Origin of the sequence: Pseudoalteromonas shioyasakiensis, from assembly GCF_022398475.1 — a bacterium.
Lineage (GTDB): Bacteria > Pseudomonadota > Gammaproteobacteria > Enterobacterales > Alteromonadaceae > Pseudoalteromonas.
The window spans coordinates 1-26863 of record NZ_JAKEVM010000052.1 but is presented as its reverse complement, the minus strand read 5'-3'; the positions used below and the strand labels follow the sequence as shown (position 1 = coordinate 26863).

Genomic DNA, 26863 nt, shown 5'->3' with positions numbered 1-26863 from the left:
GTGTCACTGTATTAACTCATGACTATGACACCGGTGTCAACCTTATCTGTTAAATTTAGTTTAATTTTTTTAAATGACCAAATAATGAACAATTTTATTTTAGTAGAATATGAGTAGAATTCATGTGAAGTGCCACTATTAAAGGCCTATAGGCAAGACAAGCTTTGGGGTTTGTTTTAATTAATACCAACCCGCAATAATACTTAATCATTTTGAGGGATTAAACCTGTCGCTAACTGTGTTAAAAATTTCTCATTTAGAACAACTAAATAACGAAATTTTTGCCTTGTTATCAACGAGGTTTTATTGCCTCAAAATAGACTACTTAATTAAGCGGATTGGTATAAAAACAGTAACTTATAGCGTTTCATTAAGTTTTTAAGCTTGAAATAAAAAAGCCCGAGAACGCGTCACTCATTCTCGGGCTACTGTGAAAAAACAAGATGAAATTTATTTAATTGCTGCTGTCGACTCACGAGTAATAAGTTTTGCTTCAAGGGTTACTTGATAAGGCGACTCTTGTGGATCACCAATATGAGTGATCAATTGCTTAACTGCTTGCTGAGTCATTTCTTCAACTGGTTGTGCAATGGTCGTTAACCCTGGCCAAATATGACGTGCAATTGGGGCATTATCAAACCCAGCAATAGAAATATCATCTGGCACTCTTAACTGCATTTGCGTAGCAAGCTTTAATACCGCCGCTGCCATGTAATCATTTGAAGCAAATACCGCTGTTGGGCGAGGGTTCAAATCTAAGATTGTACGAGCACTGTCAACACCAGAGTGATAACTGAAGTTACCTTCTTCAACTAAGCGTTCATCAAACTCAATACCATTTGACGCAAGCGCTCTTCGATAACCTTTAAAACGCTGCTCTGTCGCACTGTGATCAGGGTGACCTTTGATGAAGGCGATTTCTTTATGGCCCAGCTTAATAAGATGCTCTGTTATTTCAAAAGCCCCCTGCTCGTCGTTACTTCTTACCGAAATAGAATCGTCTTCAAGTACCGCAGATGCGACACGGGCATAAGGGATCTTTTTCGACTTCAAAAAGCTTACAAGTTCAGGGAAATCTGAAAATGGTGGGGTCAGTACAATGCCGTCTAAACGTGAGGTTTGAATTAATTGCTCAATGTTACTAATTAATTCTTCGCCGCGTAATTCACATGGGTGGATCAATAAATTGTAGTTAAGCTCATGACACGCCGCTAAGGCACCAGTTTGCACCCGGGTAATATAGCTTTTACTCGGATTGTCGTACAAGCAACCAATGATGAAACTGCGGTTTTGTGCCAAGCCACGAGCGATTGGGTTTGGTGTGTAATCAAGCTCTTTAAATACTTTAAGTACTTTTTCGCGCGTTGCATCACTCACGTTTGGCTCATTGTTGAGCACGCGAGATACTGTTTTTTTCGATACACCGGCATAGCTGGCGACACTGTTGATGGTTACTTTCTTCATCCGCTCTACATCCAACTGCTAATTACGCGTTACTTTTAACATGTATACACGCAGCAGCACCAATGAATGGAATGTTGTCTTGTGTTACAAGCGTAACGGGGATCTGTGAAGTATATTGCGACATAATGCCTTTGTCTGCAAAACGCTCAACAAATCGACTAGATAATAGACGTTGTTGCATACGAGGTAAAATACCACCGCCAATAAATACGCCACCTAATGCGCCAAATGTCAGGGCTAAGTCCCCTGCTACGCTGCCAATCCAATCACAAAATTGATTGAGTGTTGCATCACAGACTTCACATTGACCAGTGGTTGCAAGCTCGCTAATTTGTGCTGCATCTAAATTCTTCGCTTCAACGCCTTTTACCGCAGCCATAGCGCCATATAAATGAGCAATACCAGGGCCTGAGAACACAGTCTCAACAGATACATGATTTAACTGCTTTTTAAGCTCAGTGATTAACAAGCGGTCTAACTCTGTCACTGCCGCAAGGGTAATGTGCCCTGCTTCGCAGCTAAGAACAGCGCTGCCTTGTGATGTGCGAACTAAACACGCAGCACCAAAACCTGTACCTGGCCCCATAACTGCGATATTCGCATTTTCATCAGCCTGGCCTGCTTTAACAGCCATATTTTGCGAATCATCTAAATAAGGTGCTGCATAGGCAAATGCTGCAAAGTCGTTGATTACTTCAAGTTGCTCAAATGAAAACTCAGCTTTTAAATCTGCAACGTTAAAGTGCCAGCCAAGGTTTGTTAAGTGAACTTGGCCTGCTTTGATCGGGCCAGCTACTGCTAAACATGCACGGCTTGGCTTTGGAAACGAAATTTGGCTGAAGTACTGGTTTATCGCACTTTCTAAAGAGCCAAAGTCAGCACTTGGAAAAGTTAAATTGTGCTCGATAACAAACTGGTTAGTTTGTGCATTAAAGTCAGTGATTAAAGCGAAACGAGCGTTAGTGCCGCCGATATCGGCAACAAGAATAGGAGCGAATTCTGTAGTTGTCTGTGTGTTCATGATGTTTTCTCTATTTGTCTAAGCTAGTTGCCGCTTATTTTTCTAGTTTTCAATGGCAAAGCCACTGTGTCTGCTAAACTTTGGGTCATTGCCTCAAAGAAGCTATCTTTTGTATTAAAAAAATGCTGCCCAAATGAATGGGCAGCCAAATACGTTTTGACAACAAAATGATAAAACAGTGACATTATGACACCGGTGTCAGATTAGGATCAATAAAAATTTTCATTATTTGTGCATGCATACGTATTTAATGGAAAAACCTGCGTATTAAGTATCGAAAAAGCATTTATATACGCATAAAAAATACCTAGCTGTGTACAGAACAGCCACACACACGCCGCTTGTCACAAATAGCTTGAAAAAAATATTAAATAGCCGAAAATGGCAATTACTACTTCTGTTATTTGGTAACCATATGAAAGGTAAGGCGACATCTTTTGACATTGCACATTATGCGGGTGTGTCGCAGTCAACCGTCTCTCGCGCGCTGCGAAATAGCCCTTTAGTCAACGAAGAAACGCGTCGACGTGTTCATGAGGTAGCAAAACAGCTCAACTATAAAGTTGATAAAAATGCCAGTAACTTAAGAACTCAACAAAGTAGCACCCTCGCCCTTTTATTATTTGAAGATCCCACTTCGGATGAATCACAAATAAACCCTTTCTTTTTGGCGATGCTAGGCAGTATTACAAGAGCTTGTGCAAAAGAAGGCTACGACTTACTGGTATCGTTTCAGTCGAGCAGCTCTGATTGGCAAGCCGATTACGAAGACAGCCACCGTGCAGATGGCTTAATACTGCTTGGTTATGGTGATTACCTCGATTACCAACCTAAATTTAAAACCTTAATTGACCAACATACTAAGTTTGTCTGTTGGGGTGCAAGCGTCGATAACCGCCCAGATCTAACAGTCAGCTGCGATAACTACGGCGGTGGTAAATTAGCAGCAGAACATTTACTCGCAACCGGTAGAACCGACTGTGCATTTATTGGTGATGCTTCTGATCATAGCCCTGAATTTTTTGCTCGCTACCAGGGTTTTAAAGATGCTTTCTTAGCCAAAGGCGTGGCTTTAAACGAACGTAAGATGGCAAATGCGATTTCAACTGAAGAATCAGGCTATCACGCGACTCGTTCCCTCATAGCAAATAACATTCGCTTTAACTCATTGTTTGCCGCCAGTGACCTTATTGCAATTGGTGCTATTCGCGCCTTGAAAGAAGCGAAAATCAAGGTTCCTGATGATGTACATGTTGTTGGCTTTGATAACATTGCTGTTGCCAGCTTTGTAAACCCACCACTTACCACCGTACAGCAAGACACCACCCTCGCTGGACAAATGTTGGTCGATAACCTGCTCAAACTTATTCGTGGTGAAAATGTAGAGAATACCCTTTTACCACCGCGTTTAATTATTCGTGGTTCGAGTGTTTAATTTTTAGCGATGACAGCTTTGTTATCGCCTCCTCCTTACCCAACCAGAAACTTATTGCATTAAAATCAGTTTTTTTTCGATTTACCCAAGACTATTACTTCGAAAAAGCAGATAATTACGCCTATTATGTTGAAAACGCTTATCTGGCAAACAAAGCTTTAGATAACAACGCGCACAAAGGTGGAATTTTTTAATGGAAATTAAAGTTAATTTTCTCGACAACCTCAGGCTTGAAGCCAAGTTTGATGATTTCTCTGTCATTGCAGACCAACCTATTCGCTATAAGGGTGATGGTACTGCACCAAGTCCATTCGATTACTTCTTAGCATCTTCTGCATTGTGTGCGGCTTACTTTATTAAAGTGTATTGTAATTCACGCGATATCCCGACAGATGGTATTCGTGTTGCACAAAACAATATCGTTGATCCAGAAGACCGCTATAACCAAATTTTTCAAATTCAGGTTGAGTTACCAGAAGGCCTTTCTGAGAAAGACCGCACGGGTATTTTACGTTCTGTTGAGCGTTGTACAGTAAAACGTGTTATTCAAACTGGCCCAGAGTTTAAAATCGATACTGTTGAAAGCATCGAAGCAGACGCGCAAGCAATGTTGATGGCAAAACCAGGTGATGACAGTAATACCTTTATTTTAGGTAAAGACTTACCCCTTCAAGAAACCATCGCAAATATGACGGCCATCCTTGAAGAGTTAGGGATGAAAATCGAAATCTCTTCTTGGCGTAATATTGTGCCAAATGTATGGTCACTTCATATTCGTGATGCAGCGTCGCCAATGTGTTTTACCAATGGTAAAGGTGCAACTAAAGAAAGCGCGCTATGCTCAGCTTTGGGCGAGTTTATTGAGCGCTTAAACTGTAACTTCTTCTATAACGATCAGTTCTTAGGCGAAGACATTGCCAATAGCGAGTTTGTTCATTACCCAAATGAAAAGTGGTTTGCTCTGACTGATGATGACTCTCTACCAGAGGGCATATTAGATGATTATACCCGTGAAATTTATAATCCAGATGGTGAGCTATGTGGCTCACACTTAATCGATACTAACTCTGGTAATAAAGAACGTGGTATTTGCTCTATTCCTTATGTTCGCCAGTCAGACGGTGAAACGGTTTACTTCCCTTCAAACCTAATTGAAAACTTATTCTTAAGTAATGGTATGAGTGCTGGTAACAACTTTGCCGAAGCAAAAGTACAGTGTTTATCTGAAATCTTTGAGCGTGCAGTTAAGCGCCAAATCATAGAACAAGAAATTGTTTTACCAGACGTTCCAGAGGACGTTTTAAATAAATACCCAGGTATTGTTGCGGGTATTAATGGTCTTGAAGAACAAGGTTTCCCTGTTGTAGTAAAAGATGCCTCGCTAGGTGGTCAGTTCCCAGTGATGTGCGTAACACTCATGAACCCTAAAACAGGCGGTGTATTTGCTTCTTTTGGTGCGCACCCAAGCTTTGAAGTTGCATTAGAGCGCAGCTTAACTGAGTTATTACAAGGCAGAAGCTTCGAAGGCTTAAACGATGTACCTAAGCCAACGTTCAATAGTATGGCAGTTTCTGAACCGGAAAACTTTGTAGAGCACTTCATTGATTCAACTGGCGTGATCTCATGGCGCTTCTTCAGCGCTAAGCACGATTATGATTTTGTTGAATGGGATTTCTCAGGTAGCAATGAAGAAGAAACAGCGAGCTTATTCGGTATTTTAGAAAGCTTAGGTAAAGAAGCTTACATTGCTGAGTTCTCAGACCTTGGTACTGCATGTCGTATTTTAGTGCCTGATTACTCAGAAGTTTATCCTGTGGAAGACTTGATTTGGGACAATACCAATAAATCACTTAACTTCCGCGAGGATATCTTAAACCTGCATCGTTTATCAGAAGATCAACTTGCTGATTTAGTTGAGCGCTTAGAAGAAAGTGAACTAGATAACTACATAGATATCATCACCTTAATCGGTATTGAGTTTGATGAAAACACAGTGTGGGGTCAGCTAACGATTCTTGAGCTGAAGCTACTTATTTACTTAGCACTTGGTGATTTAGAAGCAGCAATGGAGCTTGTTGAAGCATTCTTACAGTATAACGACAATACCATTGTTGAACGCGGCCTATTCTACCAAGCAATGCATGCAACATTGGAAGTCGCACTCAGCGATGACCTAGAGATTGAAGATTACATTCATAGCTTCACCCGTATGTTTGGTCAAGAAACGATGGATGCAGTCGTTGGCTCAATCAACGGCGATGTTATGTTCTATGGTTTAACAGAAACCAGCATGAAGCTTGAGGGCTTAGACAGGCACCTTCGTTTAATCGAAAGCTATAAAAAGCTACACGCTGCTCGCGCTAAAAAAGCAGGGCTATAACGAAGAAATATCAAAGCCGCACGTTTTCGTAACCTGCGGCTTTTCAACTTTACTTAACCCGTTACTTAACGAAAACGAACACCTGTAATGTCGTATTCAGCAATGAAACGGCCACCATAAGTATCTACAAACATAAACTCCATCTCTATTTTTTCTCTTTGGCCTTTGTGCTCAAGTAATTCAACAATAATGTATTTATTAGAATTAAGGTCATAAGAGCGACCTTGTGTTTCTCGGGTAATATTAAACTTTGTAGGGTTACCTATGCTATCAAAATACTCAAACAGCACGTTTAGACCGCGCGCATAAATTCCCGAGTCTCGCTGTGAGGAATTAGGTCTTTGCTGTGCCAACAACCATGTTTTGTCTTTTTGATTTACAGCCTTAATAAACTCACTTATTAATTGTTGGTGTTCAACAAGAGGCGGCTTCTTTATTTCTTTTAGTGATTCTGTGAGTTTATCGCCCGCTCCCCCGGTTCTTGCTATGTAATTCTCAAAACCGGCGTCTATCGACATATAATTTAAATAGTCAGCAAGGCCATTATTATAAACCTGTTCAAATGTTCCGTATTCTTCCGAGAGGATACTTTCAAGGCGATTATATAAAGAAAAAGCATGCGCTGAGTCTAATTTATTCAGTTCAGAAGTGTCTACCAATTGACCAAAAAGTAGTGCATTTAAGTCAATTGTATTTGTTTTATCATCAAACGTAATGATTTCCTTAGCCCATTCTTTATCTGCTGTGACAATTTGCAAATAGTAACGTTGAAAAGGCGCACCATGCTCATCGTTGATGGTTATTTTTTTGGTCGAAAAGTCATAAATTTTGGCATTTTTTGTAGGGCCAGTTCTAACACTTACCTTTAAGCCTTTTGACAGTTCGGTAAATTTATCTGACTTTTCAATCACAACTTCTTGAGCAGCAAAAATAGTCGTCGGAAGTAGCAACAATAAGCTGGCAATGCATTTACTAACATTTTTCATATAAATCCCTTTTAAGTTAAAATTAAGCTAAACCCAATTGAGGTACAAACGATATCTTAAATGTATATTAAAGTGGTAACTAATTGAAGCCTAATGTGAATGTTAGGGTTTATATCGGTAATGCCCTGTAATTTTGTAAGTGAATAACCTATCTTCCATTTTAGGAACCCAGCCAATGTTATGAACAATCAGAGCTCTTAATTTATCTTTCGATAGTTCATCTGTAAGCTACAAAATGCTACATGATTTTAGCAGCGGTAGTTTCAGCTTAACTGAGCAAAAATCTCTTTATTTCATTGTTTTAAAGTAAGAAATAGTCAGCAAGCTGATATGTAAAATTAATCACACTGCTTTGGCTCCAGCAACCATATTGTATTTATGAGTAGCCATTGCTAAATTACTCACCTCTTACCACATTATGTTTTAATAAATGGATTTATTACGTTTTTTATTTACCTTATTCGCTCTAATGAGTATTTCACTCAGTCATTCAATTTCCGCTAAAGTGCTTATTGGTGTATCAAGTGAAAATGGCGAGTCATTAAAGTACTCACGCAAACAATTTAACGGTGAATTAAAATCAGCCTATAGCTGCGTTATCAATCAACTTGATAGCAACTACGACGTAATCACTGTACCGCAAGCACGGCATATTAAAATGCTGCAAAACAATGAAGTAGATATTGCCATGCCTCTTTTATTGTTACCACAGAGAGATCTATTTGCGACTCGCTCAGCAACAATTTATCAAGTTGGATATGAGTTAATCAGCCACAGTACTAACCCAGACTTGAGTATCGAGAATTTACGCAGACACGAGAATTTACGCAGACAGGCAAACTAAAATGGTATCGTCTATAAACGCGGAACTGGGGCATGTACCTTAATGCTTAAATATTTAGGCATTGATAAAAATGAATCGATAAGCCATGAACATCAAGCCAGTACATGGCAACAAGCCAGTACATGGCAACAAGCCGTTGATTTTGTGGCTAAGAACAGAGCTGGTATAACAGCCCTTCCTGCTGTGATTGCAAAAGATATTGAGCCTCATCGCTTTAATGGCATTACACGCATTAAAATGCCCGACCATCAATTAAGTCTTTACATGTCATCACATTTTTCCAAAAGCGCTGAAGCAACTGTGATCAACGATGCATCAAAAACCTGTAAAGAATTTAGATAGCTATAGGTTATTTAGTTTTAAGCTCAGCTAGACGACTTTCAACTTGTAAGCGCTCTTGCTCTGTTAGTTCACCATAAAGCTTAGGGTATGGCCAGCCATAACCCCAGCGAAAGCTAGTAGGTAAAAAAGGTGTTCCACCCACTCTAACACCGGCAAGCATCAATACTGCAATTTCTTGCTCACCTACTTGTGCAACACACGCTTTTAAATCTATATCAGCTTGCTCACGTTGCTTGAAAGTACCCCCTTGCCAATATGCAAGATCATGGGCTGTACAGCACGCCAACCATAAGTTTTTATGTTCTATTGTTCCATCAGGAAAAGAGCTGCAACCATCTGTAGTGAAGGGTTTAAGTTCAGCACAACTGGTAATAGAAGCATGAAAAAGTAACATCAAACCTAGGATAGCGTTAGGATAATTCGCCACAGTCCAGACCTTAAGTAACGAGATGGAAATAGTAAAAGTTTTTAATATTCAACTTGGTACGCAAACCCTTCACAACTCAGCGCTTTTTGGCAATCAGTATCTGCATGAGCACTGATATAACACTGTCCAAATACAATCGCGTTGCCACCCCTTTGCTGTACTTTACTTTTAAGAGTGTCTTGGAGTTGACTTCTAGAACCATTAATATCATCAAACGGACCCGCTTGTGGTAAATGCATATCACTTTCTAATTGGCAATAATAGCTCGAAACCTGGCCAAGAAATGTTGCTCTGTGGCTCACTAATTGGCGTTCTGTAAATACTTCAACATTGTGACCTCGGACTGAAGTTTCAACATCACCAAGCACATACTCACCCACGTTTGTATTTATTGCACAAGAACACAATAAACCAACACCCAACAAAGTAGATAAAGCCTTGAACATATTTGCACCTTCCCTGAATTAATTGTTCAGCTACAAATTACACCAAATAGTAATGGCTTTTGTTTACTGAATTAAAGTTAAGCTATCTTAACGTACCCATATAAGGAAAGCACAATTAAATTGTAAAAAAGTGCAAAACAAAAAACCGCCGAGGTTAATTCGGCGGTTTAATTATTTAAGTAGCTATTTAAAAGAAGCTTACTTAGCTAATGTTTCGGCTGCTTTTTCTGCAAAAAGGTTACCTAGTCTTATATAGTAATTACTTTTATAGTGCCATTTATCTTCAATGAATTCGACAGGCTCATCAAAGGCAACTAAATGAGCATTAGCATTTGATTTAACGAACTTTTCCTGAGCATCCCATACACTCTCAATATATGGCATCATTCGTGTTTGGGGTGTTTTACCAGAGTCTTCTATTCTGCCAAGTATGATTGGTAACTCTTTATTGCCAAAAGTCACCTTCATATCATTCATCAGACTTGTTAAATTAGCTAAATAAACCTTAGATGCTTGCTCATGATAGGCATCTGCCTCACCCTGCATCCAAATGCTCCCTGCTGGGACTAAAGTATCGGCTTCACCATCACCATCTATATCATTGTTAGCTAACGCAGCTCTTACGGTAGTTTGAAAGTTATCCCATTGGTTAATCTTAGTGTTGTCAGCATAGTTCTGCCCCCATGTACCAAAGCCAGATGCCCCAAGCGCAATAGATGAGCCTCCACGTGCATATTTAATAATGGCTATTTTCTTATCTGTAAGCTCAGATAAGCGTTTACCAAAACTCAATTCAGGACCAAATCTTTCAGATAAAATAATTGAATGATCTGTCGATCTAGCGCCTGTTCCAAAGCCAGGCATTAAATTAGTCCAAACACCTTTACCACCATTTAATGCATCATCAGCAACAGGGTTACCAAAAAAGAGTAAGGTATTTTCAACTGGTTTTTTATACTGCGCGGGTAAATCTTTATTAAAGCCAAATCCTTCCATATTTGATTGGCCACCCATAAAGTAAAGCAAGTAATCATCCGCTTTACTTTGCGTACTTACCGCTAATAGAGCACATAAAGCCATTCTTTTTAACATTATTTTTCCTTTTGCCAAAAGCAACATGCCCAATAAATATTGGGCATGTTAAATAAGTTTTTACTTCAATGCGTCTTCAACAACTGGGTAATGGTCCCATACATGTTTATCGCTCACTGAACGGAGTAACTTAATGTATTCAGCGTGAGTCCAAGCCAGTGGTGTGGCTGAGTTTGTACCCTCACCTAGCTGATAGCCTGCTTTATTGTTGCCTACGCCATCCCAAACTTGTTCAGGTAACATCATGCCTTCATTGGCAAATGCTTCCATACCTTTTACATAAGTGTCTTTAATCGCTTGTTGCTTCATCGCATCAAGGCTGTTGGTTGCGTTTGCAGCGGCGATTTCATAGTGACCGCGTTCACCTGTAAAAAACGGCCATACACGACCACGTTGACCAGGGGTGTTATTGCCACCTTCGGCATAGTTATTACCTGTCACTTCATCTTCACCGTAACCATCGTTACCATAGCGGCGGTAGCCTGGGAATGAACCCGAGCCATCAGCAAAATTAAAGGTGTAACGCACTTGCAGATTATCGACTAAGGTTTCGTCATCGTACTCTGGTAATGTTTTTACAATGCTTGGCGCAAGTGCATCACGAACACCATAACGTACAAGCTCTAAGAATCCACCATCAAGGATTTGCTTTTTATCAAAGCCTTCACGCCCGTTATTGGCATTAAGTGTGGTTGATGAGTTTGGATCTTTGTCTTGACCGATACGAATGAAATATTCACCATCGCTGTTTTCAGACTTAAGGTTACCTTGAGTCGTAAACATCGTACTTTCAATTTCACTATTGTACGTTTTAGCCGTTGCTAGGTAACGCTCTGCATTTTTAGTGTCACCTGCTTTTTTAGCAATATCAGCAGCTGTAACTAGGCCTGCAACAACCGCAGCCGTTGTTGATGGTGAAAAACCATTTTGTTCTTCCCAACGCTCTTGTTGCGTTGCTGGCGGTGTAATTTGTGTGTCATTCCAAAGAATTTTCGCAAGGCCACCATCAACTAAGAAATCAGCAGCTGGTTTTAACATTTTGCCATACCAATCTGTCAGCTCTTGATCGCTAAGAACGCCAGCTTGATGTAGTTTCCACGCTAACATAATTGGCATTGCTGTTTGGTCAAGCTGAACACCTACCCACTCAAGCTCACCATCAACATGAGTCTTTTGTAAGAACCAACCGGTGTCACCACCATTGCCTGGTGTGTTATCTGTTACTTGTACTTTTTCTAGATATTCAAACGCCGTTTTTGCGGTACGTGTATCACCCATGGCCATAAATGCCATTGCTACTTGATAGAAATCACGTACCCAAACCGCTTTATAACCAGTAGAACCTGTTTTTGCCGACACCGTTTCACCCCAAGGGTTAGAAAGTGACGCAATTAAAGCACCGGCATGAGTTTTATCTTCTTGCGCTTTTAATACCATGGCGCTGGTATAAAGCAACTTTCCATTATCTGCGGTGCTGTTAGTTAATGTGCTCAAAGGTTCAAGGCTTGCTAAGTAGTCTTGCCAACCAATTGCAACACCTTCACCGTTATATGCAGCAAGTACTTTTTGGTAGCCTTGATTTAAACTTGCTTGACCTTCTTTTAAGCTTGCAGCTTCAGAGTTACCAAAGCTTAAAGCTAAATCAAAGGTGGTGTTTTTTGATACTTCACCAAGCTCTGCAAGTAAGCTTACATTACCCGACTTATCACCAGTACTTTGGTAAGTCGTTGATAATGATTGCGATGCTTTTAACTCTTTTAAGCCATCACTTACACCCGTAAAGCCAACGCTTGCTTGCTTAAATGGTTGAGCGGCTTGTAAAGATAAAAAGTTATCATCTTGCCAAGCAACTAGACCCTTATCAGTTACTTTTGCAAAATCGTCTAAACCGTTGTTATCAATGTAAGGGTTCACATTAACGTAGGCTTTCACACCCTCAAGTTCAGTATTAAATACGCTACGAACAAACAATGTTTGGCCGTTTGGATCTGTAAAGATATGTTTTTCTAAAGTAAAACGACCTTGTTTATCTTTACTTACTACTTTGTAAGCAAGCGATAATGGACGACCAGCGTCGTCTTTGTATAAATAATCAATGCTTACATCGAGATCATCGTTTTCTGTAACGGTAAAGTCTTTACCAACTACAACAAATTGCATATCTTTGATTTGTGCTTGGTGAATTAAACCAAACATGGTTTCGGTGATCATGCCTTTCGCGATTGAAAACCAAACTTTTGATACTTTGCCGGTAGCAGCTGCGTCGCTGTAGTGGCCATCTTGGTATTGCTCGTAAGAGGTACCAATCCCCGTTTTACCAGAGTATGCCCAAAAAGGCTCAACACCCGGTGCTCCTGGTGCAGACACCTGCTCAACTGCTGTATTAGCTGATTGTTCTGAACTACAAGCTGTTAAACCTAACACTAACAAGCTTGCTGTAATGAGATTAAATTTTTTCATGGTGTGTCCTTATTATTGTTGCTTAACGCGCAGTACAGCGACCGCTGCTAGTACGAATGACACTGCACCTAGCACTAACGCATAAATCGGTTGATTATCAAAAAAGTGACGTAAAATTAGGCCTAATACGCTTGCCGCTAAAAGCTGCGGAATAACAATAAAGAAGTTAAAGATACCCATGTACACACCCATTTTTTTACTTGGTACTGAGGTACTTAACATTGCGTATGGTAAAGATAGAATTGACGCCCAAGCAAACCCTACTCCAATCATTGGCCAGATCAGTAAACTTGGATCTTTGATAATAATGAAGCTGACCAGACCCAATGCACCTAGCACTAGGTTGATAGCGTGAGCCATTTTTAGCCCTACTTTTTTAACGATAACCGGAATACACAGTGCTGCAATGGCAGCAAAACCATTGTAAGCGGCAAATAATACACCAACCCAATCCGCACCGTTATTGTAGGCAAGAGAGCTTGTATCACTGCTGCCGTAGTGGAAGCTAGTTACTGCCGATGTGGTGTAAATCCACATTGCAAACAATGAGAACCAGCTAAAAAATTGTACCCAAGCCAATTGTTTCATCGTTTCTGGCATAGTGAATACATCATTCACAACTTGATAAAAGCCACCACTGGTTGCGTTTTTAGCCTTTAAGGCCCCGGCAATAAATTGAATAACACCAAAGCTAATCAAACCACCAGCAAGTAAATAAAGCTCTTTTTCAAGGGATAGACCCGTAACAATACCAAGTACTACAAACCCAAGAACCGTAAAGATTGCAGCGCCTTTGTTAAAGTTTACATCACTTTGAACATCGCCCGAGTCATCGCTTTGCTCTTGTTCATGAAAGCTTTCAAGTTCTTCTGGTGAATATTCTTTAGTAGTAAAGACAGTCCAAAACACAGCAATAATTAATACTACTGCGCCAAAGTAAAACGAGAATTTTACAGAATCTGGAATTTGCCCTGCAGGTGCAGTATTAGCAATATCGAACCAGTTAGTCATCATCCAAGGTAATGCAGACGCTACAACCGCACCAACACCAATGAAGAAGCTTTGCATTGCATAACCAGTTGCACGTTGCTTTTTCGGTAAGTTATCACTGACAAGAGCACGGAATGGCTCCATAGTTACGTTAATTGACGCATCCATGATCCATAACATACCCGCCGCAATCCACAGGCTTGGTGAGTTAGGCATTATGAATAACGATAACGTTGTTAAAATAGCCCCATAGAAAAAGAACGGACGACGACGGCCTAACTTATTCCATGTTTTATCACTCCAATAACCGATGATCGGCTGAACAATAAGGCCTGTTAATGGTGCTGCAACCCACAGGATTGGAATATCATCAACATTGGCACCTAAGGTTTGAAAAATACGGCTTACATTACCGTTTTGTAATGCAAAGCCAAATTGGATCCCTAAGAATCCAAAACACATATTCCATATTTGCCAAAAGCTTAGCGTTGGTTTGTTATTATTCATAGTCAGCCTTTAAGGTAAATACTGCACTGCTTAAGCCGTTCAGTTGTAATTGAATTGGCGCCTTAGTAGATGCCTCAGGAATCACAATGTCGGCATGATTTTCTAGGTTATCAGTAAACGTTAAACCACTGTGGTTAAGCTTAGGTAACAACGCTTGGTTAAGAGTAAGCTCAACATTTTGTTGGTTTTCTGAAAAGTTACTTACTACAAGCACTAGTTGTTGGCCTAGCTTACGCGTGAACGCAATAACTTGCTCTGAGCCTGTCAATTCAACCGCTTGCATGTCACCACCAACAATGGCAGGAAGTGTGTTTAACGACATCAACTTGGTGTAGTAAGCGCGAAGATCAGCTAGCTGCTTTGAAAGCGCACCGCCATCGAATTTACCATTATTCATCCATGCTTGATGCGCAGGTACACCCATATAATCGAAAATGCTGGTACGCGTTGGGTCGCCAAAACCACCGTCCTCAGAGCCATCTTCACCGACAGCTTGACCAAAATAAAGTAAGGTTGGCGAGCGCGACATCAATGTAGATACCACCATCGCTGGCTTACCTTTTTCACTACTACCAGCGAAATCTGGGCTAGCAATACGTTGCTCATCATGGTTTTCTAAAAAGTGCAGCATGTGCTGTTCAATATCAGCCACTTGGCTTTGGATATTGAAAATAGTATCCGCTGATTGCTTGCCTTGCATCACAGCTTTAACCGTGTCGTAAAAACCGACTTTGTCGTAAAGGTAATCCATCTTACCTTGTTGGATATATGGGCGGTAAAGCGTTGGGTTATATACCTCAGCCAAAATAAAGGCATCGCTTTTTTGCATCTTGATTGATGAATTTAAAAAGCTCCAAAACTCAACAGGCACCATCTCGGCCATATCATAACGGAAGCCATCGACACCTTTATCTAACCAATAAAGCGCGATATCGCGGAATTTATACCAGCTATTTGGTAGATCTTTATCTTGCCAAAATGCGTAGTGCGCACGGTAATCTTTATCAGCGTAATCATCCGGTAGTGTTGGGAAGTCGTAGCTACCGTCTGGTTTCACACCGTAATTGATTTTAACTGTTTCGTACCAATCATTAATGTCAGGTTTAGCGGCACGGGCCCCATTACCCGTCCATTTTGCTGGGGTTTCGGCAAACTGATTATCAGCTAGAGGATGCGGGTTACCACCTAACACTTGGTAGCTATCGCTGGTAGGCACTTGAAATGACTGCCCTGTTACATAGTAAAAGTTATTATCGCGAGCATAGGTTTTCGTCGTGTCATCTTCAGCACCAAAATCCTTTACGCCCTCAGGCTTGGCGACTGACTCGTAATTACGCGCTACGTGATTTGGCACAATATCAATAACAACTTTCATACCGTGCTTATGAGTACGATTAATTAGCTCTACAAACTCTTCTAAGCGGCGCTCAGGGTTAATTGCTAAATCAGGATTAACATCGTAATAGTCTTTCACTGCATAAGGTGAGCCTGCACGGCCTTTTACAACATCAGGGTCATCTTGTGACAAACCGTATTCGGTATAGTCAGTTACTAAAGCATGACGCGGTACACCAGTGTACCAAACATGTGTTGTTCCTAGCTCTTTAATGCCTTGTAATGCTGCATCATTAAAATCAGCGAATTTACCTACCCCATTTTCTTCTAATGTGCCCCACGGTTTATTGGTGGTGTTAGTGTTACCAAATAATCGAGTGAATACTTGGTAAACCACAGGCTTAGAGATAGCTGCTTGGCTAGATTCTGATTGTTGCTGTTGCGTGTTCTGCTGTACTGGCGCATCGTTACCACAGGCAGTTAAACCTAAAACCGAAGCCACTACTAACGCAGTTAGTTTGTATGTTGTCATCATTACTTCATTTTTCTGTAAATATCAGTTCATACTAATGTTAAGGGCTGCATACGGACAGTAAATGCATACGTATTCAGCCTATTAGTTGCAATTATTCAAGCTCGATTAAGCGTGCTTGCATAGCTTTTAAGCGGATTGTCGCTGCAAGATCAACGCGTTTTTCACTGATTAAATCGCGTCCTTTATTATTACCTTTCAGCACTTCTTGCATGTAGCTTAAATCCCAATCAATGGCTTGTTGGTTTTTGTTAAGAATAACCAATACAGTTTGGCCATTGTGCTCTCTCGCATAACTATACACGCCTTGCTTGGGTGAAAAATGCATTAAACGACCTTCGCTTAACGCTGGTTTTTCTTGACGAAGCTTAAGCAGTTTTTTCATGCTAGCTAACATCTCTTGCTGATCAGCTGAAAGCCCCTTACCTGTGAAGGCATTCGCTTTTTGACCTTTAAACCCACCCGGGAAGTCAATGCGAATATCACCGTGGTCATTACTTGGTGTGTTATCAAGTAACAGTTCTGTGCCGTAATAAATTTGTGGAATACCACGAGTTGTTAACAGCAGCGTCATGGCTAATTTTGTTTTTGCGAGGTCTTGACCCAGCTCAGTGTAAACACGGCTCATGTCATGATTATCAGCAAACACTAAAATGTTATCTGTATCAGCATATAAAAAGTCATTCGCTAGCGATTGGTACACTTTTACCCAACCTGTATTCCAGCTTTCTTCTTCGTTGAGTGCTTGGATCAGCGCTTCTTGTAATGAAAAGTCCATCACACTTGGTAAATCAGAGGTATAACCATCTTGATTGACTTTGCCACGCTGCCAATAAGATGCAATAGCCGGGTTGGTTGTCCACTCTTCGCCAACAATATTAAAGTTTGGATACTCGGTCATAATGGCTTTAGTCCAATCGGCTAAAAATGCTTTATCTGAGTATGAGTAGGTATCAACACGAATGCCGCTTAAGTTGGCGTATTCAATCCACCAAATGGCATTTTGAATCAAATACGTTGATAGTAACGGCTGGCGCTGATTTAGATCAGGCATCGACTCAACAAACCAACCATCGTTAAATTGACGTTTGTCGTATTGGCTTGCGTGAGGGTCTTGGATTGTTTGTCTGGCGTGACTGGTTGCATTTTTACCGTTTTCAAACTTGCCATCAAAGTTAACCCAATCAGCAGTAGGCATATCAGCCATCCACTGATGCGATGAACCAAAGTGGTTAAGTACCATGTCCATCACTAAGCCGATACCATGCTCTTTCGCTTCTGCAGATAATGTTTTATAAAGCGAATTACTGCCCATACGCGGATCAACTTTGTAAAAGTCAGTAATAGCATAACCATGATAAGAATAACTTGGCATGTCATTTTCAAGCACCGGTGTTAACCAAAGTTGAGTCACGCCTAAGTTATCAAGATAATCTAGGCTATTAATAACACCTTGAATGTCACCGCCATGACGGCCACCTTTAAAACTTGGGTTTGCAGCCTCCTTCATACCAGCAACGGTGTCATTGCTTGGATCACCATTTACAAAGCGATCAGGATTGATTAAATAAAGCGTATCTTTATTTGTAAAGCCATGACGATTGGCACTTTGTTTATCACGGGCATTTAATGGGTAAGTAAATTCTGTGCCATCTTCAGCTTTAAAGGTTAGTGTTCCCGCCTTTGCATTATCGCTAATGGTTAAATCTAAAAACGCGTAGTTAGGGTTATTCGTTGTTGTCACCCCTTTAAACTCAACACCTTTATAAGGCATCATTTGCCACGTTTTGTTAGCAATATTGTTATCGTAAAGCATGACTTGTAACGAGTCATTTTGCATGCCCACCCACCAGTTTTCTGGTGACGCAGTAATAGCAAAACTTGCTGTTGAGTTAAAAAGTGTAAATGCGGTCGTTAACGCTAAAAATGTTCGTGTTGTTTTCATAGTTAATTTTGTACTTTTTCTAAGAATTGACTGTGCCTCGGCAGTTGCTCGACAGTGCTATTAATCAAGGTTTTTAGATTGCTAAATAACTCATTTAATTGCTCGTCTGATAACGCATCAGTTAATGGATGGTGATCCTCTGCAATTAGCCCTTGCCCTATCATCACTTGCTGCCACGCAACTTCGGCAAATAGCTCATCGTCTTCTCTTACGAGCTTGCCGCTGGTTTTAAATAGCTCAATTTTCTTTTTAAGACTGCTTGGAATATCCATGCCTTTACAAAAGCGCCAAAACGCACTGTCATCACGCTCAGTAATCTTGTAATGAAGAATAATAAAGTCACGAATTCGCTCAAATTCTGTTTTACTTTGTTGATTAAATTCATCCACAAGGCTTTGTTTAATACCTTGATGAGGAAAAAACTTAATTAAACGAATGGCTGCACTTTGAATTAAATGAATACTGGTCGATTCTAATGGCTCTAAAAATCCGCTTGATAAGCCAACTGATACTACATTTTTATGCCACTGTTTTAAGCGACGACCTGTTTTAAACTTAATAACGCGGGGCTCTGTCAGTGGTTTAGCAGGTAGGTTTTCTAAGAGCTGTTGTTTTGCCGCTTCGTCTGATAAGAAGCGCGAAGAGTATACAAGTCCGTTGCCTACACGGTGTTGTAATGGAATTTGCCACTGCCAACCCGAGTCTCTAGCAATTGAACGTGTATAGGGAATTGCATCATAAGCTGATTCACTTTGCACCGCAATCGCACTATCACATGGTAACCAATGTGACCAATCTTCAAAGCCGGTATTAAGAGTTTGTTCTATTAATAAAGCACGTAAACCGGTGCAATCAATAAATAAGTCGCCGTCTATTTGCTCGCCATTTTTAAGTAGCAAAGAGCGAATATACCCGCTTTCATGGCATTGGTTAACCGATTCAATTTTGCCTTCAATGCGTTTTACGCCTCGTGATTGCGCTAATTCCTTTAAGAATTCGCCATATCGAGTGGCATCAAAATGGTAGGCATAATGTAAGCCCGCTAACTGAGTGTTAGGAATGTGCTTGAGGTGAGCAAATTTATGCGCTTTTGCAGCTTGATAATTAAGTGAAAAATCCCAAAAATCAGGCGCATTATTAGCTTGATTTGCTTTTAGCCAAAAATGATAAAACTCACAAAACGGAAAATCTTTACCTATCTCACCAAAGGCATGCATATAGCTGTGGCCTTGACTGCGCCAATTTTCAAACTCAATACCAAGCTTAATCGTGGCACCAGTAGCCTTAATAAATTCTTTTTCAGAAATGCCTAGCGCACCATTTAGATGCAAAATAGGTGGGATGCTTGCTTCGCCTACACCAACAGTGCCAATCTCTGCTGACTCTACCAGCGTGATATCAATTACTTTGCCCAGCACTTTATTAAGTAATGCAGCGGTTATCCAACCTGCAGTACCACCACCGGCAATCACGACCTTGGTTATTTTTTTTGTTTCCATAGTACACCTAACGCCAATTTCAATTCATTGAGTGTAGCTCACTGATATAAAAAAGCCCTTGTAAAACAAATCACAAGGGCAATTTTCTATCGCTGTTTTAGCTAATTACAGCTTGTAGCTGAAGCCTAACAGGAATGTACGACCGTAGTCTTGGTAGTCACGTACTTGAAGTGAGTTATCACCTTGTAGTGATGTGAACGGCTCTTCTGTGATGTTCTGTACTTGGAAAGTGACAGATAAACCATCAAGGCTCTCTACACCGCCTTCACTAAAGTCGTAACCAACTTGAGCATCCCAAATTGTTTCGCCTTTAATGTCAACTTGTGTAGTTGCAAAACCTAAACCGTATACGTCACCTTTAAAGTCGCTACGCTTACGCATGCTAGTACGCGCTTGGAAACCGTTACGCTCAAAGTAAACTGTTAAGCTATCGATTTGGTCAGACAGACCAGGTAGCTCATAATCGTTACCATTTTGGTCAGTTAAGTCTTGCTCAACACCTGTATGGCTTGCGATTAAACCAAAACCATCAAGTGACTCGCTGAACATAGTGAATGGTAGAGTTAATGAAAGCTCGTAACCCCATAGGTCACCAGAACCACCGTTCACTTTACCTGAACCTGTACCTGTTGAAGTTTCAGGGATTTCACCAGTAGACGGGTCAGCTACACCGCTCATATCGATTTCATAAGTACCGTCAAAAATCCACTGAGTGATATCTTTATAGAATACAGCTGCAGCGAAGTAACCTTCTTCATGGAAGTAGTTTTCATAGCTTAAATCAAAACCAGTTGCTTCTTTCGGCTCAAGCTCTGGGTTACCACCTGATACGCTCCAGTAGTTACCGTTTTCATCTGGTTGCTGGTTGTAAGACGCATTAACTGATGAGTTCATTTCGTCTAAGCGAGCACGAGAAATCGTTTTTGCCGCACCAAAACGTACAGTTTGCTCTTCATCAATTGCAAATGATAAGTTGATGCTTGGCAAGAAGTGGCTGTAGTCATGGCTTACATCTGTTGGAGATACAACAACTAAACCATCCACAGTATTAGCAGCGAAGCCTTGTGAAGACTGTTCAGTTTTCACATAACGCACACCAACGTTACCTGTTACAGGGATAGAGCCCAGCTCTGCATTAATGTCAGCTTGTGCGAAGAACGCAGTTACTTCCTCTTGAACTGTCCAAGACTGTGTCTTGTGTTTTGAATCAGTTAAGCTTTCTTGAAGAAGGCTATAGTAACCATCATTCACCAGACCGTTGGTATCATAAGCAACCATGTTGCCCATACCAATGAAATCAAGGCTAGCTGACCCTAAACGGTATTGTTCTGGGATAGATAACATACCAGGGTTTGATAAAGAGAAGTCTTTTAGTGTCATGAAGTAACCTTCAGACAACTTGCTCTTTTCACGGTCACGGTATGACATACCGAATGACACACGGCTGATGTAAGCGTTATCAAGTACTTTGCTTGCAGCAAGTTTCAATGTGCTTAGTTCATCATTGATTTCTGGCGCATTGATGAAACCATCTTGCGCAGTATTTTGATAAGCAGTATCAGTTAGGCCGTACTTATCGTTAAGTGCAGCACTTGCACCCCATGATAATGGGCCACCAAGTTGAATTAAGTCATAATCGCTGTAATCAAGGTTATGGCTGAATTGTGCGCCAGTGTTACCACCGTCAAACTCATAACCAATCGTATCAGCAACACCATTTGCATCACCACGGCCCGTACCTGAGTAGCTTTCGATACTCCAGATTTGACGCTCAACTTCAGAGCGGCTTACGTCAAATTCTACTGACCAATCATCGCTAATGTCGTATTTTGCATTAAAACCAAACTGAGTTAGTTCTGCGTTACGCTCTTCGTAGTCATTACGAACAACAACACGTTGGCCTTCTGTTACTGCGCTTGTGATGAAACCAGAATCTGCGTCAACAACAGCTGAACTTGGGTCAATTGAACCTTGGCCCCATGCAAATGGCACTTCGATACCACGTAAGATTTTCTCATCAGAGAAATCTACATATAAAGCATCAAATGTCATGTTTAGGCGATCAGTCGGCGCAGCTTCAATAACAAGCATTGCTGTATCACGTTCAAGAGTCGATGAACGTACGAATGGCTTAGCACCACCTAAAATTGAGTACGTATTACCATCTTCACCTGTAAATTCAGGGTAACCCCAAGAGTTCCAACGTTTTTCTTGGTTTGGAGAGCTCATCGTGTTGTAAGCGAATGCAACACCGATTGTGTCATCTGCAAATTGGTCAATGTAAGAAACCGTACCACGGAAACCTTTATCGTCACCGTCTGGGTTTAATTTGTCAAAACCCGTTTGCTCGTATTGGCCGTTGAACATGATAACTTGCTCACCTTTACTTAAAGGTTTAACAGTTTGCATGTCGATAACGCCAGCGATACCTTCAGCATCAATGCCTGCGCTTGGAGTTTTATATACCGTTACGCCACTCATAATTTCTGATGGATAAAGGTCAAATTCAACGCCACGGTTGTCGCCGATTGAAACTTGCTCACGACCGTTGAATGTTGTTGCACTTTCGTTTTCACTGAAACCACGAACACTTACACGGCTAGCTCGACCGTCTAGACGTTGTGCTGTTAAACCAGGAAGGCGTGCGATTGATTCTGCGATTGATGAATCAGGTAATTTACCGATATCTTCTGCTGAGATTGACTCAACAACTTCAGGGGTGAAGCGTTTAGTATTAATAGATTCTACAACACTGCCACGAAAACCTTTTACTTCGATAACTTCAACGTTATCGTTTTTTGCTTTTTGGTCTTCTTCTGCAGCATAAGCTACAAAGCTATTTAAACCTGCGGCTGTTAAAGCCAGAGTTAATATACTTGGTTTGAACATAGACATGATGTTTTCCCATTACCCAAATTGTAATGCCAACGTGTTGCAGTTATTCATTAACATAATAGCTGTAATTCGCTGACTGATTTTGTTGTCGAATTGAATATTAACGCTCTGATTATTTTCTTAACAAATTTATGCATACGTATTCAGCGTAGTCCACCACTACGAACATTAACAACATTTTTACAAAATAGAATTGTAACCATATGAATATAAATGATTTATCAATTTTATTGTGTGATTTAATAGTATTGAAACATTTTCGCTATATTTTCGCCCCAAATTTGGTTACACAAATAGGTACTAAGCCATTTATCTCGGTTAAATGGTGACTTAACGCAATTATTAAAGGTAGTAGTCTATACCAATGATAATTGGTCTTACCAATACAACCCCTGCACCATTATGGTGTAAGCCAGCTATATTATGCACCAAGCTGGCGTTCCCGATCATAATTAAAACCCAACAAACCTAATTGGTAAATTTTATTGATAGCAATTCGAGTTGTTTACTTTTAAATCAAGTTAATAAATTTTACTGAGAACAAAGATGAATTTGGCGTGCATACGTATGCAGAGTTTTTACAGTATCTCACCCTTCACGTATGCTTTTGACATTCCGGCAACATATTGCATTAACGGTTGCCTAACAGTTTACATACACTGAGTGTCACGATGGAGAAAAACATGGCTCAAAAGCAGTGGTATAAAGGTGCGGTTATTTATCAAGTTTACCCGCGCAGTTTCCAAGACACCAATGGCGATGGCATTGGTGATATCAAAGGTATCATTGATCGTATTGATTATATTAAAAGCCTAGGTGTTGATGCTATTTGGGTTTCGCCTTTCTTTAAATCACCAATGAAAGACTTTGGTTATGACATCAGTGACTATCGTGATATCGACCCATTGTTTGGTAACCTTGACGATTTTGATGAACTCATCGCACAAGCTCATCAACGTGATATTAAGATCATTATTGATCAGGTATTGAGCCATACCTCAGATCAACATCAATGGTTCCTTGATAGCCGTGAAGATAAAACCAACGACAAATCAGATTGGTACGTTTGGGCTGATGCAAAGCCTGATGGCACACAGCCAAATAACTGGTTATCAATTTTTGGTGGCCCTGCATGGCAATGGGAACCGCGTCGTGGTCAATATTACTTACATAACTTCTTTGCTGAGCAGCCAGATTTAAACTTCCATAACCCTGAAGTACGCAAAGCAGTATTAGATAATGTTGAGTTTTGGCTGAAGAAAGGCGTTGATGGCTTCCGTTTAGATGCAATTAACTTTTGCTATCACGATGCTCAATTACGTGATAATCCAGCTAAGCCACCAGAGAAACGTCAAGGCCGTGGCTTTAGCGAAGACAACCCTTATGCGTTCCAGTATCACTACTACAATAATACGCAACCTGAAAACCTTAATTTTATGCAGGACATTCGTGCCCTACTAAACAAGTACCCTGGTACAGTTGCATTAGGAGAAATCTCATCTGAAGATTCACTCGCAACCATGGCTGAGTACACATCAGGTGGTGACAAACTTCATATGGGTTATAGCTTTGAGCTACTTACTAACGACTATAGCGCGGAATATATTCGTACTACAGTTAGCACTTTAGAGCAGCGCATGACCGAAGGTTGGCCATGTTGGGCATTTAGCAACCACGACGTTGAACGTGTTGCTAGCCGTTGGAGTCAAGGTGAAAAAATTGAGCCTCAGCAATGTAAGATGCTAACAGCCCTACTTGCTTCGTTACGTGGTAGCGTTTGTATGTACCAAGGTGAAGAACTTGGTTTAGGTGAAGCTGAAGTTGCATTTGAAGACTTACAAGACCCATATGGCATTACATTTTGGCCAAACTTTAAAGGACGTGACGGGTGTCGTACACCAATGCCATGGGATGCAGCAGATGCTGAGCAAGCAGGTTTCTCAACAGTAAAACCTTGGCTACCTGTGGGCGATGCGCACAAATCAGTCGCCGTAAATACGCAAGATCAAGATAAAGATTCAATTTTGAATGCTTATCGTGAATTTATGGCATGGCGTAAAGATAAGAACGTATTGTTAGAAGGCGATATTGAATTTATCGAAACGCAAGAGCCAGTGCTTGCTTTTTATAGAACGCTTAACGACACTAAAATGCTTTGTGCATTCAACTTAGGTGCACAAACTAATGAACTGACAATCTCTGATTCTGTGTCTTCAAAGCATAATGAGATATCTCATCACACAGCTGAATTAAACAATAATACAGTCACTCTGCCCGGGTTCGGTTGCTTTTACGCAACCCTGAATTAATAATCAGTTGTTAAAAACCAAGCCCTGCAATGCAGGGCTTTTTTATTCCTAATCGTGGTATTAGTGGTTCATGGTTTTACTATTAATGTAATCTGTGAGCGCAAACAACACCCCCGACACCACAAACGTGACATGAATTAACACCTTCCAGAGTAGCTCATCTGTTGAATGGTTGTTCGAGCTAATAAAGACTTTTAAAAGCTCCACAGCCGATATAGCGACAATAGCGCTTATCAGTTTCATCTTCAGGCCCGAGAAACCAACTTTACCCATCCACACAGGCCTGTCTTCATGGTTGTCTATATTCAACTTTGACACAAAGTTTTCGTAACCACTAAAAATTATAATAAGCAAAAGCCCTGCTAATAGCGCAGTGTCAACTAAAGTCAAAATACCTACCAAAAGCTCTTGGTTTGACGCAGTGAACGTATTTAAGGCCATACTGTATAAATATTTAAAGAACTTTAGCAGCAGTAATACCACAGCGACTAATAAGCCAATAAAGAATGGTGCTAATAACCAACGCGAGCGAAAGATAAAACTCTCCACAACTTGCTCTAGTTTGGTTGGTACTTTCTTTATTTTTGAATGAGTCACTTGTTCAGACATAAGTTAGTTCACTTTTCTTTTAAAATTAGCGCGATAATACGTGTTTTGACCTTACGATTACCAGCATTAGAAGCAAAAAGAATGGTTATTTTTTGCTTATCTTTACGATAAAAATTTTTCGTTATCTTTTTTTGAAATTTAGTTTATAAATTCACTCAAGCAAAGTGAGATACACATTGCGCACCATTACTGTGCAATTGAGCCGGTAATAATTACTTTTGTTGATTAGGAATAATTAAATGAAAAAAGCATTGCTAGCACTAATTTTGGCACCTGTTTTAAGCGTGTCAGCAACGAATGCAATCGCTAACGAAGCACCTGAAGCATCAGCTGAAATGATCAAAGAATACACTGAAATGTGCTTAAACTGGGCAAAAGATGATGACATCAGCAACGAAGAGTTAAAGCCATACGTATTAAAATGTTTAAACGATGAGCTTGAAGCTGAAGGCTATAAAAAAGTAAAAGACGTACAAATTTAATTTTACGCCTACTTAGAATATAGAAAAACCGGAATGACACAATGATGTGCGCTCCGGTTTTTTGTTTTTAATGACTGTAATAATCAGCTAATGCACTTAATAAAAATAATAACGAACCTACCATGAATAACACCACCCCCACTGTGGCATATTCTATAAATGCAGGTAGAAATAAGGTACTACCAAAGAAAAAGGCACATGCTGATATGATATTCACCAACGCATTAACTTTAGGTGCGAGTGTAAACTTCATCACCATTCCTTATTCTGTTAAATCAGGGGTAAAGTGAAACGCTTTAACTATGCGATTCCAGCTGTTTATCTCAAGTACTACCGTCGTTAATACAACAATGTCTTTTTCGTTTAAGATAGCAGACACTTGGTTGTAAACATCGTCTTCAACATGTTTATCAATGATATTTGTTAAGGCTTCCGCCCAAGCGAGTGCTGCCGTTTCTTGTTCTGAAAACACAGGGACTTCACGCCAAGCGGCTAGTACATCGAGTCGCTGTTGACGCTCACCTTGGCTTCTCAGCTCTGCTGAATGCATATGCTGACAAAACCCACAGCCATTAATTTGCGACACTCTTAGTCTTACTAAATCAGCGAGCTTCGCGGTTATATTTGTATCTTCTGGCAGTGCGCTTAGCCCAGTTAAATGTTTAACAAGTCCTGGGTTGAGTGAATATAGCTGCTGTTGTGATAAACGTGTTTGCATTTTAAATCTCCTGTCTTGATGTTGATGACAGAATAACAACAGCCTAAAAGCAAATATTGGTAAAAAACGACATTCGCAGTGTCATACAAGCACAAAAAAGGGATTGCAATTGCAATCCCTTTTTATAATCTAGATAGATGTAAAT

At 40.4% G+C, this 26863-nt stretch carries 21 protein-coding genes and 1 pseudogene; 6 read left to right on the top strand and 16 right to left on the bottom strand.

Going from position 1 to position 26863, the window contains the following annotated elements; genetic code table 11:
- Nucleotides 1–450: 450 nt before the first annotated feature.
- Nucleotides 451–1464: a LacI family DNA-binding transcriptional regulator gene (locus L1D51_RS10920; RefSeq protein WP_054561637.1), complete on the bottom strand. Its 1014-nt coding sequence runs from the start codon at nt 1462–1464 to the stop codon at nt 451–453.
- A 22-nt stretch (nt 1465–1486) separates the two neighbouring features.
- Complete coding sequence (gene glk, locus L1D51_RS10915) at nt 1487–2485, bottom strand: glucokinase (protein ID WP_055020853.1); 999 nt, start codon at nt 2483–2485, stop codon at nt 1487–1489.
- A 415-nt stretch (nt 2486–2900) separates the two neighbouring features.
- Between glk and L1D51_RS10910 the strand changes: the two genes are divergently transcribed.
- Together L1D51_RS10910 and L1D51_RS10905 are read left to right on the top strand one after the other, a co-directional pair.
- Nucleotides 2901–3920, top strand: coding sequence for a LacI family DNA-binding transcriptional regulator (locus L1D51_RS10910; protein WP_054561639.1), 1020 nt, complete (start codon nt 2901–2903; stop codon nt 3918–3920).
- Between the two features lie 193 nt (nt 3921–4113).
- Entirely contained in the window at nt 4114–6300 is a 2187-nt protein-coding gene (locus L1D51_RS10905) for an OsmC domain/YcaO domain-containing protein (protein WP_239963661.1), read from the top strand.
- Between the two features lie 65 nt (nt 6301–6365).
- Here L1D51_RS10905 and L1D51_RS10900 read toward each other — a convergent pair whose 3' ends face one another.
- Together L1D51_RS10900 and L1D51_RS10895 are read right to left on the bottom strand one after the other, a co-directional pair.
- Complete coding sequence (locus L1D51_RS10900; RefSeq protein ID WP_239963660.1) at nt 6366–7286, bottom strand: hypothetical protein; 921 nt, start codon at nt 7284–7286, stop codon at nt 6366–6368.
- Between the two features lie 102 nt (nt 7287–7388).
- Nucleotides 7389–7490, bottom strand: a pseudogene (locus tag L1D51_RS10895) (DUF1287 domain-containing protein); the annotation flags it as partial.
- 226 nt (nt 7491–7716) lie between these two features.
- Between L1D51_RS10895 and L1D51_RS10890 the strand changes: the two are divergent.
- Entirely contained in the window at nt 7717–8130 is a 414-nt protein-coding gene (locus L1D51_RS10890) for a hypothetical protein (RefSeq protein WP_239963659.1), read from the top strand.
- Nucleotides 8131–8172: 42 nt separating this feature from the next.
- A complete protein-coding gene (locus L1D51_RS10885; RefSeq protein ID WP_239963658.1) occupies nt 8173–8472 on the top strand; it encodes a hypothetical protein in 300 nt (99 codons plus the stop codon).
- A gap of 7 nt (nt 8473–8479) precedes the next feature.
- On the opposite strand, the gene L1D51_RS10880 is transcribed toward L1D51_RS10885, so the two are convergent.
- The 9 genes from L1D51_RS10880 to L1D51_RS10840 all read right to left on the bottom strand — a co-directional run bounded on the left by L1D51_RS10880 (nt 8480) and on the right by L1D51_RS10840 (nt 22600).
- The gene (locus L1D51_RS10880) at nt 8480–8866 is read right to left on the bottom strand and encodes a hypothetical protein (protein WP_055020870.1); all 387 of its coding nucleotides are present in this window, start codon (nt 8864–8866) and stop codon (nt 8480–8482) included.
- 74 nt (nt 8867–8940) lie between these two features.
- A complete protein-coding gene (locus L1D51_RS10875) occupies nt 8941–9345 on the bottom strand; it encodes a hypothetical protein (protein ID WP_055020848.1) in 405 nt (134 codons plus the stop codon).
- Nucleotides 9346–9543: 198 nt separating this feature from the next.
- The gene (locus L1D51_RS10870; RefSeq protein ID WP_239963657.1) at nt 9544–10455 is read right to left on the bottom strand and encodes a sialate O-acetylesterase; all 912 of its coding nucleotides are present in this window, start codon (nt 10453–10455) and stop codon (nt 9544–9546) included.
- A 42-nt stretch (nt 10456–10497) separates the two neighbouring features.
- A complete protein-coding gene (locus L1D51_RS10865; RefSeq protein WP_239963656.1) occupies nt 10498–12897 on the bottom strand; it encodes a glucan 1,4-alpha-glucosidase in 2400 nt (799 codons plus the stop codon).
- 12 nt (nt 12898–12909) lie between these two features.
- On the bottom strand, nt 12910–14394 hold the full coding sequence (locus L1D51_RS10860; RefSeq protein WP_054561647.1) for an MFS transporter: 1485 nt from the start codon (nt 14392–14394) through the stop codon (nt 12910–12912).
- Nucleotides 14387–16261 carry an alpha-amylase family glycosyl hydrolase gene (locus L1D51_RS10855; RefSeq protein WP_425605541.1) on the bottom strand — a complete coding sequence of 625 codons (1875 nt, stop codon included), beginning with the start codon at nt 16259–16261 and terminating at the stop codon, nt 14387–14389. Before L1D51_RS10855 ends, L1D51_RS10860 begins: the two co-directional genes overlap by 8 nt.
- 94 nt (nt 16262–16355) lie before the next feature.
- A complete protein-coding gene (locus L1D51_RS10850) occupies nt 16356–18206 on the bottom strand; it encodes a glycoside hydrolase family 13 protein (RefSeq protein WP_239963654.1) in 1851 nt (616 codons plus the stop codon).
- Nucleotides 18207–18208: 2 nt separating this feature from the next.
- Nucleotides 18209–19705 carry a tryptophan halogenase family protein gene (locus tag L1D51_RS10845; RefSeq protein ID WP_239963653.1) on the bottom strand — a complete coding sequence of 499 codons (1497 nt, stop codon included), beginning with the start codon at nt 19703–19705 and terminating at the stop codon, nt 18209–18211.
- A 105-nt stretch (nt 19706–19810) separates the two neighbouring features.
- The gene (locus tag L1D51_RS10840; protein ID WP_175082228.1) at nt 19811–22600 is read right to left on the bottom strand and encodes a TonB-dependent receptor; all 2790 of its coding nucleotides are present in this window, start codon (nt 22598–22600) and stop codon (nt 19811–19813) included.
- A gap of 683 nt (nt 22601–23283) precedes the next feature.
- Between L1D51_RS10840 and L1D51_RS10835 the strand changes: the two genes are divergently transcribed.
- On the top strand, nt 23284–24909 hold the full coding sequence (locus L1D51_RS10835; RefSeq protein ID WP_239963652.1) for an alpha-glucosidase: 1626 nt from the start codon (nt 23284–23286) through the stop codon (nt 24907–24909).
- Nucleotides 24910–24969: 60 nt separating this feature from the next.
- On the opposite strand, the gene L1D51_RS10830 is transcribed toward L1D51_RS10835, so the two are convergent.
- The gene (locus L1D51_RS10830) at nt 24970–25518 is read right to left on the bottom strand and encodes a TIGR00645 family protein (protein ID WP_058585177.1); all 549 of its coding nucleotides are present in this window, start codon (nt 25516–25518) and stop codon (nt 24970–24972) included.
- A gap of 239 nt (nt 25519–25757) precedes the next feature.
- Between L1D51_RS10830 and L1D51_RS10825 the strand changes: the two genes are divergently transcribed.
- Nucleotides 25758–26000, top strand: a complete 243-nt coding sequence (locus tag L1D51_RS10825) for a hypothetical protein (RefSeq protein WP_054561654.1) — start codon at nt 25758–25760, stop codon at nt 25998–26000.
- A gap of 67 nt (nt 26001–26067) precedes the next feature.
- On the opposite strand, the gene L1D51_RS10820 is transcribed toward L1D51_RS10825, so the two are convergent.
- Nucleotides 26068–26253 (bottom strand): YrhK family protein, encoded by a 186-nt coding sequence (locus L1D51_RS10820; RefSeq protein WP_054561655.1) that lies wholly within the window; start codon nt 26251–26253, stop codon nt 26068–26070.
- A 9-nt stretch (nt 26254–26262) separates the two neighbouring features.
- The gene (locus L1D51_RS10815; protein ID WP_239963651.1) at nt 26263–26718 is read right to left on the bottom strand and encodes a carboxymuconolactone decarboxylase family protein; all 456 of its coding nucleotides are present in this window, start codon (nt 26716–26718) and stop codon (nt 26263–26265) included.
- Between the last annotated feature and the right edge of the window lie 145 nt (nt 26719–26863).

Coding starts and splice junctions, on each gene's coding strand:
- L1D51_RS10920 (WP_054561637.1), bottom strand. CDS start 1,464: ATGAAGAAAGTAACCATCAACAGTGTCGCCAGCTATGCCGGTGTATCG.
- glk (WP_055020853.1), bottom strand. CDS start 2,485: ATGAACACACAGACAACTACAGAATTCGCTCCTATTCTTGTTGCCGAT.
- L1D51_RS10910 (WP_054561639.1), top strand. CDS start 2,901: ATGAAAGGTAAGGCGACATCTTTTGACATTGCACATTATGCGGGTGTG.
- L1D51_RS10905 (WP_239963661.1), top strand. CDS start 4,114: ATGGAAATTAAAGTTAATTTTCTCGACAACCTCAGGCTTGAAGCCAAG.
- L1D51_RS10900 (WP_239963660.1), bottom strand. CDS start 7,286: ATGAAAAATGTTAGTAAATGCATTGCCAGCTTATTGTTGCTACTTCCG.
- L1D51_RS10890 (WP_239963659.1), top strand. CDS start 7,717: ATGGATTTATTACGTTTTTTATTTACCTTATTCGCTCTAATGAGTATT.
- L1D51_RS10885 (WP_239963658.1), top strand. CDS start 8,173: ATGCTTAAATATTTAGGCATTGATAAAAATGAATCGATAAGCCATGAA.
- L1D51_RS10880 (WP_055020870.1), bottom strand. CDS start 8,866: ATGTTACTTTTTCATGCTTCTATTACCAGTTGTGCTGAACTTAAACCC.
- L1D51_RS10875 (WP_055020848.1), bottom strand. CDS start 9,345: ATGTTCAAGGCTTTATCTACTTTGTTGGGTGTTGGTTTATTGTGTTCT.
- L1D51_RS10865 (WP_239963656.1), bottom strand. CDS start 12,897: ATGAAAAAATTTAATCTCATTACAGCAAGCTTGTTAGTGTTAGGTTTA.
- L1D51_RS10860 (WP_054561647.1), bottom strand. CDS start 14,394: ATGAATAATAACAAACCAACGCTAAGCTTTTGGCAAATATGGAATATG.
- L1D51_RS10855 (WP_425605541.1), bottom strand. CDS start 16,261: ATGACAACATACAAACTAACTGCGTTAGTAGTGGCTTCGGTTTTAGGT.
- L1D51_RS10850 (WP_239963654.1), bottom strand. CDS start 18,206: ATGAAAACAACACGAACATTTTTAGCGTTAACGACCGCATTTACACTT.
- L1D51_RS10845 (WP_239963653.1), bottom strand. CDS start 19,705: ATGGAAACAAAAAAAATAACCAAGGTCGTGATTGCCGGTGGTGGTACT.
- L1D51_RS10840 (WP_175082228.1), bottom strand. CDS start 22,600: ATGTCTATGTTCAAACCAAGTATATTAACTCTGGCTTTAACAGCCGCA.
- L1D51_RS10835 (WP_239963652.1), top strand. CDS start 23,284: ATGGCTCAAAAGCAGTGGTATAAAGGTGCGGTTATTTATCAAGTTTAC.
- L1D51_RS10830 (WP_058585177.1), bottom strand. CDS start 25,518: ATGTCTGAACAAGTGACTCATTCAAAAATAAAGAAAGTACCAACCAAA.
- L1D51_RS10825 (WP_054561654.1), top strand. CDS start 25,758: ATGAAAAAAGCATTGCTAGCACTAATTTTGGCACCTGTTTTAAGCGTG.
- L1D51_RS10820 (WP_054561655.1), bottom strand. CDS start 26,253: ATGAAGTTTACACTCGCACCTAAAGTTAATGCGTTGGTGAATATCATA.
- L1D51_RS10815 (WP_239963651.1), bottom strand. CDS start 26,718: ATGCAAACACGTTTATCACAACAGCAGCTATATTCACTCAACCCAGGA.